The 17,909-nt window shown below is 44.6% G+C and carries 11 protein-coding genes and 1 pseudogene; 5 read left to right on the top strand and 7 right to left on the bottom strand.

The annotated features are described in order from the left end of the window. Positions 1-231: 231 nt before the first annotated feature. Positions 232-1,704 carry an aminoacyl-histidine dipeptidase gene (locus R7O12_RS20590; RefSeq protein ID WP_005381594.1) on the top strand — a complete coding sequence of 491 codons (1,473 nt, stop codon included), beginning with the start codon at positions 232-234 and terminating at the stop codon, positions 1,702-1,704. 64 nt (positions 1,705-1,768) lie between these two features. Here R7O12_RS20590 and R7O12_RS20585 read toward each other — a convergent pair whose 3' ends face one another. Then, complete coding sequence (locus R7O12_RS20585; RefSeq protein ID WP_005381596.1) at positions 1,769-2,308, bottom strand: DUF3332 domain-containing protein; 540 nt, start codon at positions 2,306-2,308, stop codon at positions 1,769-1,771. Between the two features lie 330 nt (positions 2,309-2,638). Between R7O12_RS20585 and R7O12_RS20580 the strand changes: the two genes are divergently transcribed. The 3 genes and pseudogenes from R7O12_RS20580 to R7O12_RS20570 all read left to right on the top strand — a co-directional run bounded on the left by R7O12_RS20580 (position 2,639) and on the right by R7O12_RS20570 (position 6,715). Further along, positions 2,639-3,706 carry a succinylglutamate desuccinylase/aspartoacylase family protein gene (locus tag R7O12_RS20580; RefSeq protein WP_005381597.1) on the top strand — a complete coding sequence of 356 codons (1,068 nt, stop codon included), beginning with the start codon at positions 2,639-2,641 and terminating at the stop codon, positions 3,704-3,706. A gap of 263 nt (positions 3,707-3,969) precedes the next feature. Next, positions 3,970-6,156: a TonB-dependent receptor domain-containing protein gene (locus R7O12_RS20575; protein ID WP_064369026.1), complete on the top strand. Its 2,187-nt coding sequence runs from the start codon at positions 3,970-3,972 to the stop codon at positions 6,154-6,156. 118 nt (positions 6,157-6,274) lie between these two features. Then, positions 6,275-6,715 (top strand): annotated as a pseudogene (locus tag R7O12_RS20570) (DNA-directed RNA polymerase subunit beta). A 90-nt stretch (positions 6,716-6,805) separates the two neighbouring features. On the opposite strand, the gene R7O12_RS20565 reads toward R7O12_RS20570, so the two are convergent. Then, positions 6,806-7,114: a DUF3622 domain-containing protein gene (locus R7O12_RS20565; protein WP_025998700.1), complete on the bottom strand. Its 309-nt coding sequence runs from the start codon at positions 7,112-7,114 to the stop codon at positions 6,806-6,808. A gap of 294 nt (positions 7,115-7,408) precedes the next feature. Next, positions 7,409-11,302: a phosphoribosylformylglycinamidine synthase gene (gene purL, locus R7O12_RS20560; RefSeq protein ID WP_053306532.1), complete on the bottom strand. Its 3,894-nt coding sequence runs from the start codon at positions 11,300-11,302 to the stop codon at positions 7,409-7,411. Between the two features lie 299 nt (positions 11,303-11,601). Between purL and mltF the strand changes: the two genes are divergently transcribed. Continuing rightward, complete coding sequence (mltF, locus tag R7O12_RS20555) at positions 11,602-13,179, top strand: membrane-bound lytic murein transglycosylase MltF (RefSeq protein ID WP_025998701.1); 1,578 nt, start codon at positions 11,602-11,604, stop codon at positions 13,177-13,179. Between the two features lie 588 nt (positions 13,180-13,767). Here mltF and tadA read toward each other — a convergent pair. The 4 genes from tadA to R7O12_RS20535 all read right to left on the bottom strand — a co-directional run bounded on the left by tadA (position 13,768) and on the right by R7O12_RS20535 (position 17,795). After that, positions 13,768-14,316: a tRNA adenosine(34) deaminase TadA gene (tadA, locus tag R7O12_RS20550; protein WP_025998702.1), complete on the bottom strand. Its 549-nt coding sequence runs from the start codon at positions 14,314-14,316 to the stop codon at positions 13,768-13,770. A gap of 211 nt (positions 14,317-14,527) precedes the next feature. Next, a complete protein-coding gene (locus R7O12_RS20545) occupies positions 14,528-16,087 on the bottom strand; it encodes an AbgT family transporter (protein ID WP_005383758.1) in 1,560 nt (519 codons plus the stop codon). A gap of 288 nt (positions 16,088-16,375) precedes the next feature. Continuing rightward, the gene (locus R7O12_RS20540) at positions 16,376-16,786 is read right to left on the bottom strand and encodes a prepilin-type N-terminal cleavage/methylation domain-containing protein (protein WP_005381606.1); all 411 of its coding nucleotides are present in this window, start codon (positions 16,784-16,786) and stop codon (positions 16,376-16,378) included. After that, positions 16,776-17,795 (bottom strand): hypothetical protein, encoded by a 1,020-nt coding sequence (locus R7O12_RS20535; RefSeq protein ID WP_318126319.1) that lies wholly within the window; start codon positions 17,793-17,795, stop codon positions 16,776-16,778. Before R7O12_RS20535 ends, R7O12_RS20540 begins: the two co-directional genes overlap by 11 nt. Positions 17,796-17,909 lie beyond the last annotated feature (114 nt).

Here is a 17,909-nt window from a genome sequence, read left to right as displayed (position 1 = left end):
TTAAAAAATAAAGCCACTTTCAGAATGTATGATAGAGAACACATAGTGCTTGTTATTGTATTCACAAACTGTGACAGTTCTGAGAGAAATCCTTGTGATCGCGACTACTCGTACTCCTTATCTGGTGGTATGCTAACGGCAATTTGAAGGCCAAATCGTCTAGCATTTAATGCTACCTTGACAATATTTTTACGGTATATATTTGGCAAAGCACATCAAAAGGAGTCCTCCGTGTCTGAGTTCCATTCTGAGATCAGTACCTTATCACCTGCTCCACTTTGGCAGTTTTTCGATAAGATTTGTTCTATCCCTCATCCATCGAAACATGAAGAAGCATTAGCACAGTACATTATCAACTGGGCAACAGAGCAAGGCTTTGACGTTCGCCGTGATCCAACCGGTAACGTGTTCATCAAAAAGCCCGCGACACCAGGAATGGAAAATAAGAAGGCTGTTGTACTTCAAGCACACATCGACATGGTGCCGCAGAAAAACGAAGACACTGAACACGACTTCACCAAAGATCCAATCCAGCCTTACATCGATGGCGAATGGGTAACTGCGAAAGGCACGACGCTTGGTGCAGATAACGGTATTGGTATGGCTTCTTGCCTTGCTGTATTGGCATCTAAAGATATTAAGCACGGTCCACTCGAAGTTCTGCTGACGATTGATGAAGAAGCAGGCATGACTGGCGCATTTGGCCTTGAAGCTGGTTGGTTAGAGGGTGAGATTCTTCTAAATACAGACTCTGAGCAAGAAGGCGAAGTCTACATGGGTTGTGCAGGTGGCGTTGATGGCACCATGACTTTCGATATTTCTCGAGAATCAACGCCTGCAGGTTTTGTAACACGCCAACTGACGCTGAAAGGCCTAAAAGGTGGTCACTCAGGTTGTGACATTCACACAGGTCGCGGTAATGCCAACAAATTACTTGGTCGTTTCCTTGCCGGTCATGCTCAAGAGCTTGATTTACGTTTAGTCGAATTCCGTGGTGGTAGCTTACGTAATGCAATCCCTCGCGAAGCGTTTGTTACTGTCGCGCTTCCTGTCGAAAACCAAGACAAACTTGCTGAGCTGTTCAACCACTACACTGAGCTGCTTAAAACTGAATTGGGTAAAATCGAAACAGGTATCGTAACCTTTAATGAAGCGATCACGACTGACGCGCAAGTATTTTCAATCGCCGATCAGCAACGATTCATTGCGGCACTTAACGCTTGTCCAAACGGCGTAATCCGTATGAGTGATGAGGTGGAAGGCGTTGTTGAAACCTCTCTAAACGTTGGTGTGATCAGCACAGAAGAAAATAAAGTCACCGTGCTTTGCTTGATTCGTTCTCTCATTGACTCTGGCCGTAGCCAAGTGGAAAGCATGCTGCGCTCGATTACTGAGCTAGCAGGCGCACAAATTCAGTTCTCAGGCGCTTACCCTGGCTGGAAGCCAGATGCAGATTCCGAGATCATGGCAATTTTCCGTGATATGTATGAAGGCATTTACGGTCATAAGCCGAACATCATGGTCATCCATGCTGGTCTTGAGTGTGGCCTATTTAAAGAACCATACCCACACATGGATATGGTTTCTTTCGGTCCAACAATAAAATTCCCTCACTCTCCAGATGAGAAAGTGAAGATTGATACTGTTCAGTTGTACTGGGATCAGATGGTCGCGCTTTTAGAAGCGATTCCAGAGAAAGCATAATTCAATCACGAAAAATGACAAAGGGTGCCATACGGCACCCTTTTTTTGGTTTAGTTGAACCCAACTACACACGGTTTTGCGCGTAAGCGGCTAATTCATCCATTGAGGTTTGTGCAGCAACTTCACCATCAATGTAGTAAGTAACAAACTCACCATCGCGTACACCCATGAGTGTCGCCTTTTCACCGTTACTGTAAGTAATATCCATTTGAACAGTGTTCTCATCGATTTGCTGCATTCGCCCCTGCTCAATGACACGGTTATCCGCTAATGGTGCGATTGGTGCCGTCGTTAACGACTTATCTAACTGGTGATTGACATCAATGTAAGTATCTACCTTTGTATCGAAGATATGTGGCTTACCATTTAACGGGTTCTTACCCGTCCAAAATTCTAGAGAGTTAAACACGATATAATCCGCTGCGATCGCGACACCATAAACAGGCGCTAAAAGCATATTTAGACCACCTCGAGCGTAACGGTTGTCAACAGCTTTCAAGTTAAACCCCATGACATAACCTGTCACGGCATTACTACCTACGCAACCTGAAAGTGAAACTGCTACCGCAGTCAATGCACCAATTTTAGCAATTGCCTTTTTCATCAAAACCTCTAGTTAGAAAGTGTGAAACCTCAAATTCGGCGCGGATATTATCGGATAAAAAGTAGGGTTAAAAGTCCGTTTTTTTGTCCTCCATGAACAGTATTATTTTTAATACAGTCACATTTTTTAAGGCTATTATTGCGCACTCTTCTCTATGTCTTGTTATGTATTAAACTGATAGAAAAGATCATATTGAAAACAAAAACTTCACACATACCAAAATTTCACGCATGACGATTAAAGTAATTTGTCGTGTCCTTAATGAGAATGATTAGTGCGATTTTGCAGCAATTGTTACATTGCTGATGACGCATTTGACAGAGATGGTTTATGGCCAGAAGTAAAAAAAGCAAAGTGTTTGAGCTCTTAGGACATCAAATACAACCAGGACAACGATTAGAGATCGAATTTGAAGCAGCGAAGCTATATACACATTCGCCTTTATCTATTCCTGTGGAAATCATCCATGGGAAACAAGAAGGACCAGTGTTAATGGTGAATGCTGCTATCCATGGTGATGAGCTTAATGGCGTAGAAATCGTTCGTCAGATCATTAACCAACTGGATCCACAAAAACTGAAAGGCACTGTCATTGCAGTACCTATCGTTAACGTTTTTGGCTTCATCCATAAATCTCGTTACTTGCCCGACCGACGAGATCTCAACCGTTGCTTTCCTGGCAGTGAAAAAGGCGCACTTGCATCTCGTATGGCACACGGGTTCTTTAACAACATTGCCAAGCGTTGTGACTACATTTTGGATCTACACACAGGGGCAATTCATCGCACGAACTTGCCACAGATTCGCGCAAACTTAAGCAACCCAGAAACTCTACGTATTGCTCAAGCATTTTCGACGCCAGTGATTGTTGATTCAGCATTGCGTGATGGCTCTTTACGCAGTGAAGCAGAAAAATGCGATATTCCAGTGCTCACCTACGAAGCTGGCGAAGCATTGCGTTTTGATCCACTTTCGATAAGCGCTGGTGTACTCGGGGTTCGGCGCGTAATGCAAGCCATTGGTATGTTGCGTGCGAGCAGGAAAAAGCTGCCTGAGCCTATCATAGCGAAGTCCACCAGCTGGGTTCGCGCGTCAGGTAACGGCATTTTGCGTACTGTCGTTAATCTGGGAGACAAAGTAGAACAGGGGGAATCGCTCGCTTACATTAGCTCTCCTCTTGGTCATGATGAGATAGAACTAAAAGCCCCGAAGCGTGGTTTGGTTATCGGTCAACAAACATTACCATTGGTGAACGAAGGCGATGCAATTTTCCACCTTGCCTATTTTAACCAAGGTGATAATGCTTTAGAGCAAGCAGTCGAAAGCTATATTGAAGGCCTCACTGAATTCGATGCCGAGCCGCTGACAACCGGACAGATACCGTTAGAAACTCAGTAATTCCTATCAAGTAGGCGCCTGATTAGCTCAAAAGGAGCAACAGTGCTCGCACTATCTTGTTTAAAGCCAATAAGCTCAGCGTCCATGATGCTGGGCTTTTTGTTTTATGTACGCTAACGATACTTATCGTAGTTTCCACGAATGGATAAAAAACTTTACAATCCATCGCAAAAACACATTTGATAATTAATCTCATTATCATTTATTAATCGTAATAATGTTCTTATAATCCGAGCTTCATAAAAACACTATAAATCATCAATATGAAACGATTAATAAGTCATCCATTCAAAGTAAATCTCATTTCACTGGCTTTGCTCTTCCCTCTTTATTCATATGCTGAGACAACGCCAAATGAAGAGCTTGAAGTCATAGGCGTTCGTTATGCCAAACCTATTACCATTGCTGAGCCTGCGCAAACCACCATTAATTGGTCAGAGATTGAAGAGCAACAGTACTCTAATTTTGCCTCAATGATCGATGCCGTTCCCGGTGCATCAATAGATGGTGGCGGTCGTTCTGGTGGCGAACGTATTAACATTCGTGGTTTTGATGATCCAAGCGATATCGCCGTCTTTGTCGATGGCGCTCCAATTGGCTTTCAACAATACCGCTACGGTACCTTCTTTTTTGATCCGTTCTTAATTGGCGAAGCAGAAATTATCAAGGGCGCGCACGACTATCGAGCACTCAACGGGAAGTTTGGTGGCTCCATTCGCATTAAAACCAAAAGTGTCGATGATCTCCTTTACGGCGACAGAAACTTTGGTGCTCGCATCTCAAGTGCATACAACACTAACGGTGATGAGAACGCCTACACGCTAACACTCTATGGTAAAAACGATACTGGTTTTTATTTTCTAGCGAATGGCTCGGTAAAAGATTCTGATGACATTAAAGTCGGAGGTGGTGAAACGCTGGATTACTCAGGTTATGAGCAAGAAAACATGCTCGTAAAGGTCGGTTATGAAAACAACGATCACGAGTTTGAAATTAGCCACACTCGCTACAAAGATGAAGGTCGTAAACCTTGGGCTAACCGCCGCGGAAAAATGCCTAACATCACCGAATACAATATCAAGAAATACGGCTCATTAGAAAAAGCCCAATACGCTTACACCGTCGATAACAAATACACGGACAACACCACAACCATCTCTTACCACTACATGCCGACTAACCCGTATATTGATTTCAATATCAAAATGGCACGTTCCAAAAACGATCGTCATTGGGTTCGCCCTGACGTAGCATTCGAGAAAATGTTCGTTTCTGTTGGCAGCTACGGTCATGAGTCATGGCTGAGTTACGAGCGTGATTACGTTGATGTGTTTAACCAAGCGCAATTCGGAGACCACACTCTAGTCACTGGGCTTCAATATCAAAAAACCGATAGAGACTCGTTAGTATTCAACGCATCATACGACAGTAATGAAGCGAAAAACTACGGTTGGTACACCCCTTACTACGAACCATCTGGCACGCAGTCAATTTATGCCGCTTACATTGCTGATCACTATCAAGCAACAGACCGCCTAACAATCACACCTTCTCTGCGTTACGAATACATCAAGAGTGAAGGAAAAGGGAACGCAGCGCCGGATTATAATGATCCAGCTGCCGGACATGACTATGGTGAAACGACGCATAAAGGCTTTAGCCCACGTTTGGATATCGACTTTGATGCGAGCAATAATACGCGTTTAAACGCCTCCTACGCCTACGCTTTAAAAGCACCAACCGTTGATAACATCTACTCAGTGCAATATGCGCGAGCTACCGCTACGGCTACTGCTTTGAATCTGGACGTGTCTCGTATCCATGCTTATCAAGCAAGCGTTATCAACTTAACGGAAGGGCTGGTGAACTCTCGCGATAACCTCGCAACAGAGTTAACTATGTTCTATAACGATGTTAGCGACACAGTTGATATACGAACGGGCGAAAACCTCGACAAAAATACTACTGAGTTACAAAGCTGGAATACAAACCTAGATGGCTTTAAAAACTATGGCTTTGAGCTAATTTCACAATACCGGATTGAAGATTTCTACAGTAATTTCTCAGCAAGTTACATTCGCGGCAAAAACAAAGGTAGCCTATCTGACTCTACAGGTTCAGATGATGATCATCCTGATGTACCGCCATTAAACATTAATCTGGGTTTAGGTTACGAATGGATTCCTGGTTTACGTACGGGCTGGGAAGTCCGTTGGTATGATGCGCAAACCAAAACCAAGGCAAGCGGTAATAATTTAAAAGTGAAATCGCCAAGTGAGCAATACACGCTACAAAACGCTTACGTGGTTTGGGAAATACAACAAGTCGAAGGCTTGAGCGTTGGCGCGGTTGTGAAAAACTTAACCGATCGTTACTACGAAGCATACCTATCTAATGGCGTGCCTTCGCCTGGTCGCGAAGTCAAACTGCACCTCACTTATCAATACTAACCATACCTAAAAGATGCAGGGCAGACATTAACTGCCCTGTTATATCGTATCCAATGGCCATAATTGCACGCCGTTTTATTTATCAGTATTATCATTTCCTTTTGCTTGCATACACATTATGAACAATCTAAAAACACGGCTTCTTCTGATTTGCTTCTTCCCTGTAGGTAGCCTAGCGCAAGCTTCTGAGAGCATTGCAGACTACTTACAAGAACAAAGCAAGCACCAAGTTTCATAAGATTTTTACGCACAGCCAACAGCAAATAACCTGAATCTAGATGCAAAAACTAACTCTTTAACTTGGCACGAAGATGGTAAGCCGGATCACTGTCGTTACGCCAAGCAGCCCAAAGACGTCGCAACACATTTCGACTACGGTGAAGCAAACGATCTATCTGACGGCTTACAACACTTTGATTTACCGGAAAGACATTCTGCAAAGGTCAAATCGACACATCGCACTTATGCTAATAACCCTCACCTTCTTCCTGGCAATAAACAATTTGCAGCCCCTGAAGACGGCACGTTTAGCCTGTCCGTATCATCGGATTGTTTTTAGCCGATATAAATAAAAAATGCCCTGAGACAAAACTCAGGGCATTTTCACTATTTGTTTGATGGGTAACGTCACCATCTCACCGATTTAAACTTATTCTTCGTCAGTGTCTACTTCGGTTTCACGTGCTTTGCGGGCTTCTTCTTTACGAACTTTTGCCGCTAGTTGTTCTGCTTCACGCTCTTGACGTTGCGCTGCTTTACGCTCGTTACGAACCACTTGGTTTTGGATAAATCCAGCCAGTTCTTGTTCAGCCCAAGCTTGTGCTTTCTCTTCGCTGTCAAAGCCTGTTTCACGCTTTGATACTACAGTCTTACGAGATGTCACTTGGCGAGTGATTTCTGCGCTCCAGCCGTTACGTTTTTCAGTGACGCGGATAGCAAATTTTGGATTCTTAGACATTTCTTTCATTTCCTAAGGGATTTAGGGATCAATCAGGGATTCGGTCAACTTGATAACTCCATCTAAGCTGAGCTGTTTAACACCATCCCTTGGTAAGCGCGGTATTAGAGCATAAAAGTAATCTAAACGCTGCAAGTTTTTTACGCTAGATAATAGATGACAAAGAAGAGGCAGAACAAAGCAACGTTTCGCCAAGTCACTAGAAAGAGCGACGAAGAAAAAAGAGTGATAAGAAAAAAGAAAGCGCTGGTCTCTCAACCAACGCTTTACTTAAGCTAGATTAACCTTGGTTAATTAACCGATATTCTTACGGGCATTTTGGAACATACGCATCCAAGCGCCATTTTCACCCCAACCTTCCGGAGCCCAAGAATTTGCAACTGTGCGGAATACGCGCTCTGGGTGAGGCATCATGATAGTTACGCGACCGTCTGCTGTTGTTAAACCGGTAATCGCGTTTGGCGAACCATTCGGGTTGTTCGGGTATTGTTGTGTTGGGTTACCGAGGTTATCCACGTAACGAACCGCAACCGTACCTGATGCTTCAATCGCTGCTAGGTGCTCTGTATCACGTACTTCTACACGCCCTTCTCCGTGGGAAACCGCGATTGGCATGCGCGAACCAGCCATGCCGTCGAAGAATACAGAATCAGATTTCTGTACTTCGACTAGGCTAAAGCGCGCTTCAAAACGCTCAGATTCGTTGCGAACAAAACGTGGCCACAAGTCTGCACCAGGGATCAGTTCTTTCAAGTTCGACAGCATCTGACAGCCGTTACACACACCTAAAGAGAACGTCTCTTCACGGTTGAAGAACGCTTGGAACTGCTCACGTGCTTGTGCGTTAAACAGGATAGACTTAGCCCAACCTTCACCCGCACCTAGTACGTCGCCGTAAGAGAAGCCACCACAAGCTACTAGGCCATGGTATTCATCCAGTACCGCTTGGCCTGTTAGGATATCGCTCATATGGATGTCGGTTGCTTCAAAGCCTGCTCTGTCAAACGCTGCTGCCATTTCGACGTGGGAGTTAACGCCCTGCTCACGTAGAATTGCCATCTTAGGTTTAGCACCTTTCGCAATGTACGGTGCTGCAACGTCTTCATTTACGTCGAAGCTGAGCTTAACGTTTAGACCCGGGTCAGAGTTGTCTTTCTTAGCTTCGTGCTCTTGGTCTGCACACGCTGGGTTATCACGTAGGCTTTGCATCTTATGCGTTGTTTCAGCCCAGATAACGCGTAGTTCGGTACGTGAACGTTCAAGCACAACTGCATCACCAGAAGTGATAACAAAGTCGTCTGAAGCTTCAACAGAACCAATCACATGTGAGCATGCCTCTAAGCCGTTTGCCGCCAGAGTAGATAGAACTGAATCTAGATCATCATTCTTAACTTGAACAACCGCACCTAGCTCTTCGTTAAATAGAACGGCCAGCGCATCGTCACCCAGCTCTGCGATGTTCGCTTTTACGCCACAGTGACCCGCGAATGCCATCTCAGCCAGTGTAACAAACAGACCGCCGTCGCCTTTATCGTGGTAAGCCACTAGCTTGTCATCACGTACTAACGCTTGCATTGCATCAAAGAAGCCTTTTAGCTGCTCTGCATTATCTACGTCAGCAGGTTTGTCACCCAGCTGTTTGTATACTTGTGCCAATGCTGTCGCACCTAAGCGGTTTTTGCCGTTACCCAAGTCAACAAGAACTAGAGAAGTCTTTCCTTTGTCAGTGCGTAGTTGTGGAGTCACGGTCTTACGTACGTCTTCCACACGGCCAAATGCCGTGATAACTAACGACAGTGGAGAAGTGACTTCTTTGCTCTCGCCGTTTTCTTCCCACTTGGTTTTCATCGACATGGAGTCTTTACCAACTGGGATAGTCAAACCTAACGCAGGACACAATTCTTCACCAACCGCTTTCACTGCTTCGTAAAGACCCGCATCTTCACCTGGGTGACCCGCTGGAGACATCCAGTTCGCAGACAGTTTAATGTGTTTAATATCACCGATGTCTGTTGCCGCAATGTTCGTTAGTGACTCACCAACGGCTAGGCGAGCCGATGCTCCAAAGTCTAGTAATGCCACTGGCGTGCGCTCACCCATCGACATTGCTTCGCCATGGTAAGTGTCGTAGCTTGCCGCTGTTACTGCGCAGTTTGCTACTGGTACCTGCCAAGGACCAACCATTTGATCACGAGCAACCAGACCCGTTACTGTTCGGTCACCGATAGTAATTAGGAATGTTTTTTCTGCAACAGCAGGAAGACGAAGTACGCGATCCACCGCTTCATTGAGCTCAATACCATCACGAACAATGGCAGGGCTTTCCACTTTTAGTGTGGTTGCGTCACGGTGCATCTTCGGTGGCTTACCAAGCAGGATATCCATTGGCATATCGATTGGCGTATTGTCGAAGTGAGAATCTTCTAGCGTTAGATGACGCTCTTCTGTCGCCACACCCACCACTGCATACGGTGCGCGTTCACGCTTACAGATGGCGTCGAATGCTTCCATGTTTTCTGGCGCTACCGCTAGAACGTAACGTTCCTGTGATTCGTTACACCAGATTTCCAGTGGGCTCATGCCCGGCTCATCGTTTGGTACATCGCGTAATTGGAACTTACCGCCACGCTCACCGTCGTCGACAAGTTCAGGCAATGCGTTAGAGATACCGCCTGCACCCACATCGTGGATAAATGCGATTGGGTTATCGTCGCCTAACTGCCAACAACGGTCGATCACTTCCTGACAGCGACGTTCCATCTCTGGGTTTTCACGCTGTACCGAAGCGAAGTCCAGATCTTCTGCTGACTGACCAGATGCCATGGAAGATGCCGCGCCACCACCAAGACCGATGTTCATTGCCGGACCACCAAGTACGATTAGGCTCGCACCCACAGGGATCTCTTTCTTCTGTACGTGTTCATCGCGGATGTTACCCATACCACCAGCAATCATGATTGGTTTGTGGTAACCACGAATTTCTTCACCCGCATGAGAAGTGACTTTTTCTTCGTAAGTACGGAAGTAACCCAATAGATTTGGACGACCAAATTCGTTGTTGAATGCCGCGCCGCCTAGAGGGCCTTCAAGCATGATGTCTAACGCATTTACAATACGACCCGGCTTGCCGAAGTCGGTTTCCCATGGCTGTTCAAAACCAGGAATACGTAAGTTAGAGGTTGTAAAGCCAACCAGACCCGCTTTTGGCTTACCGCCGATACCCGTCGCGCCTTCGTCACGGATTTCACCGCCTGAGCCAGTCGATGCGCCCGGCCATGGAGAGATTGCCGTTGGGTGGTTGTGCGTTTCTACCTTCATCAAGATGTGCGTATCTTCATGGTGGTACGTGTATTGACGAGATTTAGGGTCAGGGAAGAAACGCCCCGCTTTAGAACCTGTCATAACGGCTGCGTTGTCTTTGTATGCAGACAGCACATAGTCAGGTGTCGTTTCAAAAGTGTTTTTGATCATTTTGAACAAAGACTTAGGTTGATCTACCCCGTCGATAGTCCAATCTGCGTTAAAAATTTTGTGGCGACAATGCTCTGAGTTCGCCTGAGCAAACATCATCAATTCAATGTCGTTTGGGTTACGCCCAAGCTTAGTAAAGTTCTCTACCAAGTAATCAATTTCATCTTCTGCGAGTGCCAAGCCAAGGGAAACGTTTGCCTCTTCAAGCGCAAGACGACCGCCAGCTAAGATATCAACATGTGCGACAGGCTTAGGCTCTGCAACAGTAAATAATGCTGATGCGGCTTCAAATTCTGTGAATACTGTTTCCATCATGCGGTCGTGAATTAACGCTTTAACAGCGTCAGCTTGAGCTTCTGAGAGAACAACTGAAGATTCGACATAATAAGCCGTACCACGCTCTAGACGTTTCACTTTCTCCAGACCACAGTTAACAGCGATATCGGTAGATTTAGAAGACCAAGGCGAGATAGTGCCAGGACGAGGCGTGACAAGAAGTAGAAGACCTTCAGGCTCATGCTCTTCGATGGTTGGGCCGTAAGTTAGTAACTTTTCAAGTTTTTCTAACTCTTGGTCATCAAGGTCTGACTTTAGATCGGCAAAGTGCATAAACTCGGCATAAATGCCAGTTACAGGCAGATCTTGTTCACGACAAAGTTCCAGTAGTTTATTAACACGAAACTCAGAAAGAGCTGGGGAGCCACGCAAAATTCTCATGTGCTTAGGTCTCTTATGCAATTGATTAAGGTGATATTGGAATAAATTCAGACACTTAAAATAAGCCCTGTCGAACCTATGCCGATTCCACCTCGTCATTGCGAGCGCATTATATAGTAATTGTTTTTGTGATGTAACACCAAAAGCAACCGTTTGCGTCATTTTTTTTGTCAAATTTGAATTACAACTAAAATGTCGATAAAACACACAATGTCACGTTATAAGTGTGTGATTCACTTTGCCCCATGAGCTCGCTTTGATATAAAGGCAAATAGAAATTTTCCAAGATGTACCTATTAATGCAAATAAGTCACTTCAACCGGCTCAAGCGCAGTGCTCTAATTTTAGTTTCTGTTCTTTTGCTCTCTGCTTGCCAGATTGAGTCGGAGCCCAAAAGTGAATTTGAAAAAATTCAAGAACGTGGTGTGCTTCGTGTTGGCACGCTAAACAATCAGCTTTCCTACTACATAGGACCCGATGGTCCCGCAGGGTTGGATTACGAATTGGCGCGTCAGTTTGCGGAGCAGCTCGGCGTCAAACTCGAGATTAAACCAGCCTTTCGCCAAGCTGAGCTTTTTCCTGCTCTTAAGAAAGGAGATATCGATATCATCGCTACGGGTTTAAATCAAACGTCACAAGCAGTCAAACGATTTAGACCAGGCCCTGCCTATTATTATGTAAGCCAACAAGTGGTATATAAAAAAGGGCAACTTCGACCACGTGATATCGAACAACTCATTGAATACCAAGCCTCGAAAGACGACGAGTCCGACGAAGATACAAATGCAGGCGCTCAAACATTAAAGATCGTTGAACAATCGCAATATGTTCCGACCCTAACAGCGTTAAAGAAGCAGTATCCAGAACTTCAGTTTGAAATTGTTGGTGATGCTGACACGAGAGACTTACTCAAATACGTATCGAAGGGTGAGTTACGTTTTACTGTGACTGATTCGGTGGAACTTTCCCTAGCTCAACGCCTTTACCCCGATCTTGCGCTCGCGTTCGAACTTACAGAAGATCAACCTGTGTCTTGGTTTACTCGACGTTCTGAAGACGAAAGCTTGTATGCAATGCTGATAGAGTTTTTCGGTAACATCAAACAATCAGGAGAACTGTCCACCCTCGAAGAAAAGTACATTGGTCATATTGAAGCATTTGACTACGTTGATACTCGCGCATTCATTCGAGCTCTGGATGACAAATTGCCTAAATGGGCACCTTTATTCCAAAAATACAGCGAAGAGTTCGACTGGCGATTAATTGCAGCATTGGCTTATCAAGAGTCACATTGGAAACCAACAGCAAAATCGCCAACGGGTGTTAGGGGGATGATGATGCTTACTCTGCCAACAGCGAAAAGCGTCGGGGTAACAAACCGTTTAGACCCTGAGCAATCTGTTCGTGGTGGTGTCGAGTACTTACGTCGCATTGTAGGTCGCGTGCCTGATAGCATCAACGAGCATGAAAAAATATGGTTTGCGTTAGCTTCATACAATATTGGTTACGGCCACATGATGGACGCACGACGACTCACCAAAGCACAAGGTGGCGATCCGAACGCTTGGGCCGATGTAAAAGATAGGCTGCCTTTACTGCGTCAGAAGCGCTATTACAGCCAAACTCGCTATGGGTACGCCAGAGGCGATGAAGCGCGTAATTACGTAGAAAATATTCGACGTTACTACCAATCCATCATTGGTCATGTCAGCCAACAGCCAGCGATTGATGAGAATAGCGATGACTTGCAAGTGATTCCGCCGCTCAACCCCGACATTTTGATATCGGGCGCAGTAGAGACCGTCGTAGAACAAGTCTCTGGCGCTTCTGACGTCACGGTTGAAGAAGACACCGAACAAGAAAGCATTGAAGAATAAACCCGCGGTAAACTAGAAAATGACGAGCCTATGAAGCTCGTCATTTTTGTTGAGTCCTAACGAAAACTTATCTAGACTCCAATATTCTGAGTGACACCAACCACACTCAACCATTCCTTTGGTTGGTCGCCTTTTCTTCATCGTTAGTAAAACTGATTGCTTTGTAACAGATTACTTTACAACCACATGGTTTAGCTCACTTGATGAAGCCGCGCTTTCGGCTACACTCTGCCGAAATAACGTCACTCCTATTATTAAGCATCGTATTGAAATTGTTTGCTGGCTCTGTGCAATGCAGAAGTCAAATGAAGAACGTTTAAACCATACAATGTTTAGTGCGATTATCGAGCCTATTGCCAAGCATCGATGAGCCGCGCTTTACTGGTATAAGTCTTGTCTGCAGGAGGTTTTGAATATGAGAAGACGTAGAGTGCAGTCAAAGCGTTTAAATAACACAGTAGCTGCTATCCGACGTAAACGTAAACTGACATGTATGAAAAAGAAAGTAAGTTCACGTAATCGTGTTTTTGTACATTTAGTCAATCACTAGTGCGTCCAAACAAACATCTACCACGTTGTAGGTGTTTGCTAGCCCTCACTACTCCCACTACCTTGCTCGCTCTCTCGATTTTCTAATGCTTTTTGTGCTTGCTTCTTCGCTTTAATTTCCTTTCGGCGACGCTTAAAAAACGCTTGTAGCTGAGTGCGGCACTCATCTTCTAGCAGCCCCTTTTCAACTAAGGCGTAATGGTAAGCGGCTTGGCTTTCAAACAAATTAAGCACTGTTCCTGCAGCTCCAGCTTTTAAATCTGGCGCTCCAAAAACAACCCGCTTAACGCGGCTATGCAATAAGGCTCCGGCACACATTGGGCATGGCTCAAGTGTTACATATAACGTCGTATCCAGAAGGCGGTAATTTTCTAGCTTTTGGCCTGCTTTACGCAGCGTTTGGATCTCAGCATGTGCGGTAGCGTCATTAGTACCAATAGAGCGATTCCACCCCTCAGCGATAATTTCACCATCTTTGACAAGCACTGCGCCAACAGGTACTTCCCCCTCAGCTTCTGCTTGCTCAGCAAGCTCCATCGCTCTGCGCATAAACAATTCATCTTGAGGGGTAAACGGATGGTTAGACAAAGGAGGCTCCAAAGAAACAAAAATGATTGAAGTCGGGAATTTTATCACCAACTTCGGCTTCACTACAGCGACACATCACGGGACAAAGTCTGCAACTCCAAAAAACTAGTTACAAGACCTATCGATGTTCGTTTTACGAGAACAAAAAAGCGCAGATCGAAGACCTGCGCTTTTTGGCTGCCAATTAGCGGCTTTCACACCCTAAACGTTTTTACATGGTGTAAGTGTAAGGAGCTTGAATGCCTAGCGGGATACCTACCATCCAATAAGCAACTAGGAAGATAGACCAACCGATCAGCATTGCGATCGAGAATGGCATCATTAGTGACGCAAGCGTACCGATACCAGCCGACTTCACATAACGCTGACAGTAAACCACTACAAGAGGGAAAAATACCATTAGAGGCGAAATGATGTTCGATACAGAGTCACCCACACGGTAAGCCGCTTGAGACAGCTCAGGCGAGATACCAACCGCCATTAGCATTGGCACTAAGATTGGACCAATTAAAGCCCATTTTGCCGATGCCGAACCAATAAGTAGGTTTACAGACGCGGTTAGAAGGATCATACCGATGATGGTCACTTCACCTGGTAGGTTCATCGCTTTTAAGCCTTCTGCGCCATACAACGCTAGCATCGTACCGATGTTTGACTGAGCAAATGCAGATAAGAACTGAGCACAGAAGAACGACATTACAATGTATGCGCCCATGGTTGACATGGTGTCAGCCATCGCTTTGATAATGTCGTTGCTGGTCTTGAACGTTCCAGACACTTTACCGTAAACGTAACCGGGAATGATAAACAGAATAAAGATCAGCGGAACGATAGACTTCATGATCGGTGCTGAGAAGGCCGTAATTTCACCTTCAGGCGAGCGTAGTGCTGATGTTTCTGGAATTAACGCTGCAACAAGTAAAGCAATACCCGCCATCATTGCCCAACCTGCATAACGGAATGCTTTTGATTCCAGTTCAGTAAATGAACCTAGGTTTGGCGCAGTTTCCGCATCGTCATCAATTGGCATTTTTGACAAACGAGGCTCAATGATTTTTTCTGTCACGTACCAACCAATCGCTACAATAATGATGGAAGATAGGCCAGTAAAGAAGATGTTCGCTAATGGGTTAACCACATATTCAGGATCAAGAACCTGCGCCGCAGTTTGCGTAAAGCCTGCTAGTAGTGGATCTATACCTGAAGGGATAAAGTTTGCAGAGAAGCCACCAGATACACCTGCAAATGCTGCCGCAATACCTGCTAGAGGGTGACGACCTGCCGCATGGAAGATAATACCGCCAAGAGGAATAACCAGAACATAGCCTGCATCTGCCGCAGTATGCGATACAATGGCAACCAAAATAAGCATTGGAGTAAGAAGCTTAGCTGGCGTGAAGTTCAGCATCTTCTTAAGACCCGTCGTAATAAAACCCGAAGAATCTGCAACACCCACACCTAGCATTGCGACAAGTACGATACCCAGTGGCGCAAAGCCAGTAAACGTCGTCACCATATTAGCAAGGAAACTTGCTAGCGCTTCGCCCGTAAGTAAGTTGGTGATAGTAAGAGCTTCGCCCGTTCGAGGGTTTGGAAGATCGAATGATACATTCGACAAAAGTGCTGACGCCGCCCAAGTAATGATCAATGCCCAGAAGAACAAAATCGCAGGATCAGGAATTTTGTTACCTGTCCTCTCGATAAAGTTTAAAAAGCGCTCCATCCCGCTCGGCTTCGATGATGGTGCCTTATTTACAGCTTGGTTACTCATGGTAACTCCATAGTGAATGATGTTGGTGCCAAGGCCTATTTGAATAATTATAACGACCTACTATCCAACGAGTATTCTAGTAAACACCAATGGAGAAAGCACAAGGTTCTAGATTTTTTTTCATAATTGGAGACATATTTTGCAAAAACACCACTTCAATTAAACATAATAAAAACAGTAGCACATCAACTCGATTAACAGTTCAAAAACCATTTATTAACCGTGACAAATCCGGTATCAAACAGGAATTACACCCGCATTTGTCTCAGCCCATGTATGCAATTGAACTTAGTTTTCGAATTCACTGTATTGTGAGATCATCGTTTTAAGCTGAACTGATCGTGTCTCGCCGATTCTATCCTTCCAGCTAGAGGTAATGGTGATAGTTTTCAGTGTTCCTGAAACCGTGGCAGCTGGAACTTCCCATTCGACGACATAAGATCCAGTAACAGAAGAGCCTGTTGCAATAGAAGCAAAATTTGCAGGTGTGATGGTAGACATCGCCGCAGAAGCACCACGCGTCCGGAACCATTCGAGCTGGTTTTCTGCTAGACGAAGTGCTTCAATACTTTTTATGGCATATTCGGATTCGCGTTCTAGATACACGTTTAGCTTAGTTAAACCTAGTGCCCCAACACCGATAAGTAGAAAAGAAATTAGAACTTCAAGAAGGTTAAAACCTTTTTGTTTAGAGATCATTCCAGGAGCCTCGCTGCCACTTTAGTTTCTCAATGTACTTGCCGCTCTTTCCACCATTGTAGGCAGGTATCAAAGATCCATTTAATTTTATAGTTCTATCTTCTGCATCTAACCCTATCCCGCCATCAAGCTTCAATGAACCATCTAGCAAAAAAGCATATTTATTAAAGTCATTATTAATATCATGCTTGTGAAAAGAAGTAGGGGTTACACCTATATCATTTTTTGAATCAAAAAGATCAATCCATATTTCTTTAACATCCAACACAGTTGGCTTTGAAAGGTATTGGTAAAGAAGTCCATCAAAATAACTCATACTTTGACTGTAGAGAACACCATCATAAATAATAAGCTGAATAGCATTATCTACAGGCTGAGTAGTAGAACCAAAAATATTTCCTGATATTGCGCAACTGCCATCGACCCAAAACCTTCGTTTTCCAGCAGCGTAAGCATTAGCTAACTTAGTATGGCATGACTTAACCCAACCTTTAGGTGTCTTACCGCTAGCAATTACAACGCCAACAGGATCCGCTTTAATCTCGTTTTTGAGTTTTGCTACGTTAACTGCGTTGAAATCCATAGTGAATAAGTCTTTGAAAACCGAAATATTTGCAACATTTTCTTTGATATCTTCATTTTTATTCGAAGTGCTAGTAGTAGCTAGGTAGGTTGGACGTTTGGTTTCTTCAAATAAATTGGATTTGTGCGAATTCTTACAAGTAAAGCTAGGAGCCCCTAAAATCCCAGTAGCATGACTACTGACTGAACTGTCCACCGTCAGAAAGTGCTCATCAGAACCACTTACACTTGCTACATAACTCACGGTTCCACCAGCAATAATAGATGTACACTCACTGTCAGACGACAAACCTTTTGCTTTAGGGACAAAGTGCATTGAGCCAGTAAGCTCTACCGACGCACTCGTTTTTAGTACAGCACCAAGGCCGTTCCCTGTCGAAATTATCACTTTACTTAAATTTGTATTTCCCTCTTTAGATGTAACCAAATATTCATAATCGCTGAGCTTTTTTATCGTAGTAGATACGGCTTTGTTGCGTAATTCGGACAGAAAACCAAGTCGTCCGAAATTGAATAATTATCAAACAATATACTGAGTTTC

The organism is Vibrio sp. Vb1574 (assembly GCF_033338675.1).
Note: the sequence above shows the minus strand (reverse complement) of the source record. Positions and strands in the feature narration are given on the sequence as shown.

Coding starts and splice junctions, on each gene's coding strand:
- R7O12_RS20585 (WP_005381596.1), bottom strand. CDS start 2,308: ATGAAAAAGGCAATTGCTAAAATTGGTGCATTGACTGCGGTAGCAGTT.
- R7O12_RS20580 (WP_005381597.1), top strand. CDS start 2,639: ATGGCCAGAAGTAAAAAAAGCAAAGTGTTTGAGCTCTTAGGACATCAA.
- R7O12_RS20575 (WP_064369026.1), top strand. CDS start 3,970: ATGAAACGATTAATAAGTCATCCATTCAAAGTAAATCTCATTTCACTG.
- R7O12_RS20565 (WP_025998700.1), bottom strand. CDS start 7,114: ATGTCTAAGAATCCAAAATTTGCTATCCGCGTCACTGAAAAACGTAAC.
- purL (WP_053306532.1), bottom strand. CDS start 11,302: ATGAGAATTTTGCGTGGCTCCCCAGCTCTTTCTGAGTTTCGTGTTAAT.
- mltF (WP_025998701.1), top strand. CDS start 11,602: ATGCAAATAAGTCACTTCAACCGGCTCAAGCGCAGTGCTCTAATTTTA.
- R7O12_RS20545 (WP_005383758.1), bottom strand. CDS start 16,087: ATGAGTAACCAAGCTGTAAATAAGGCACCATCATCGAAGCCGAGCGGG.
- R7O12_RS20540 (WP_005381606.1), bottom strand. CDS start 16,786: ATGATCTCTAAACAAAAAGGTTTTAACCTTCTTGAAGTTCTAATTTCT.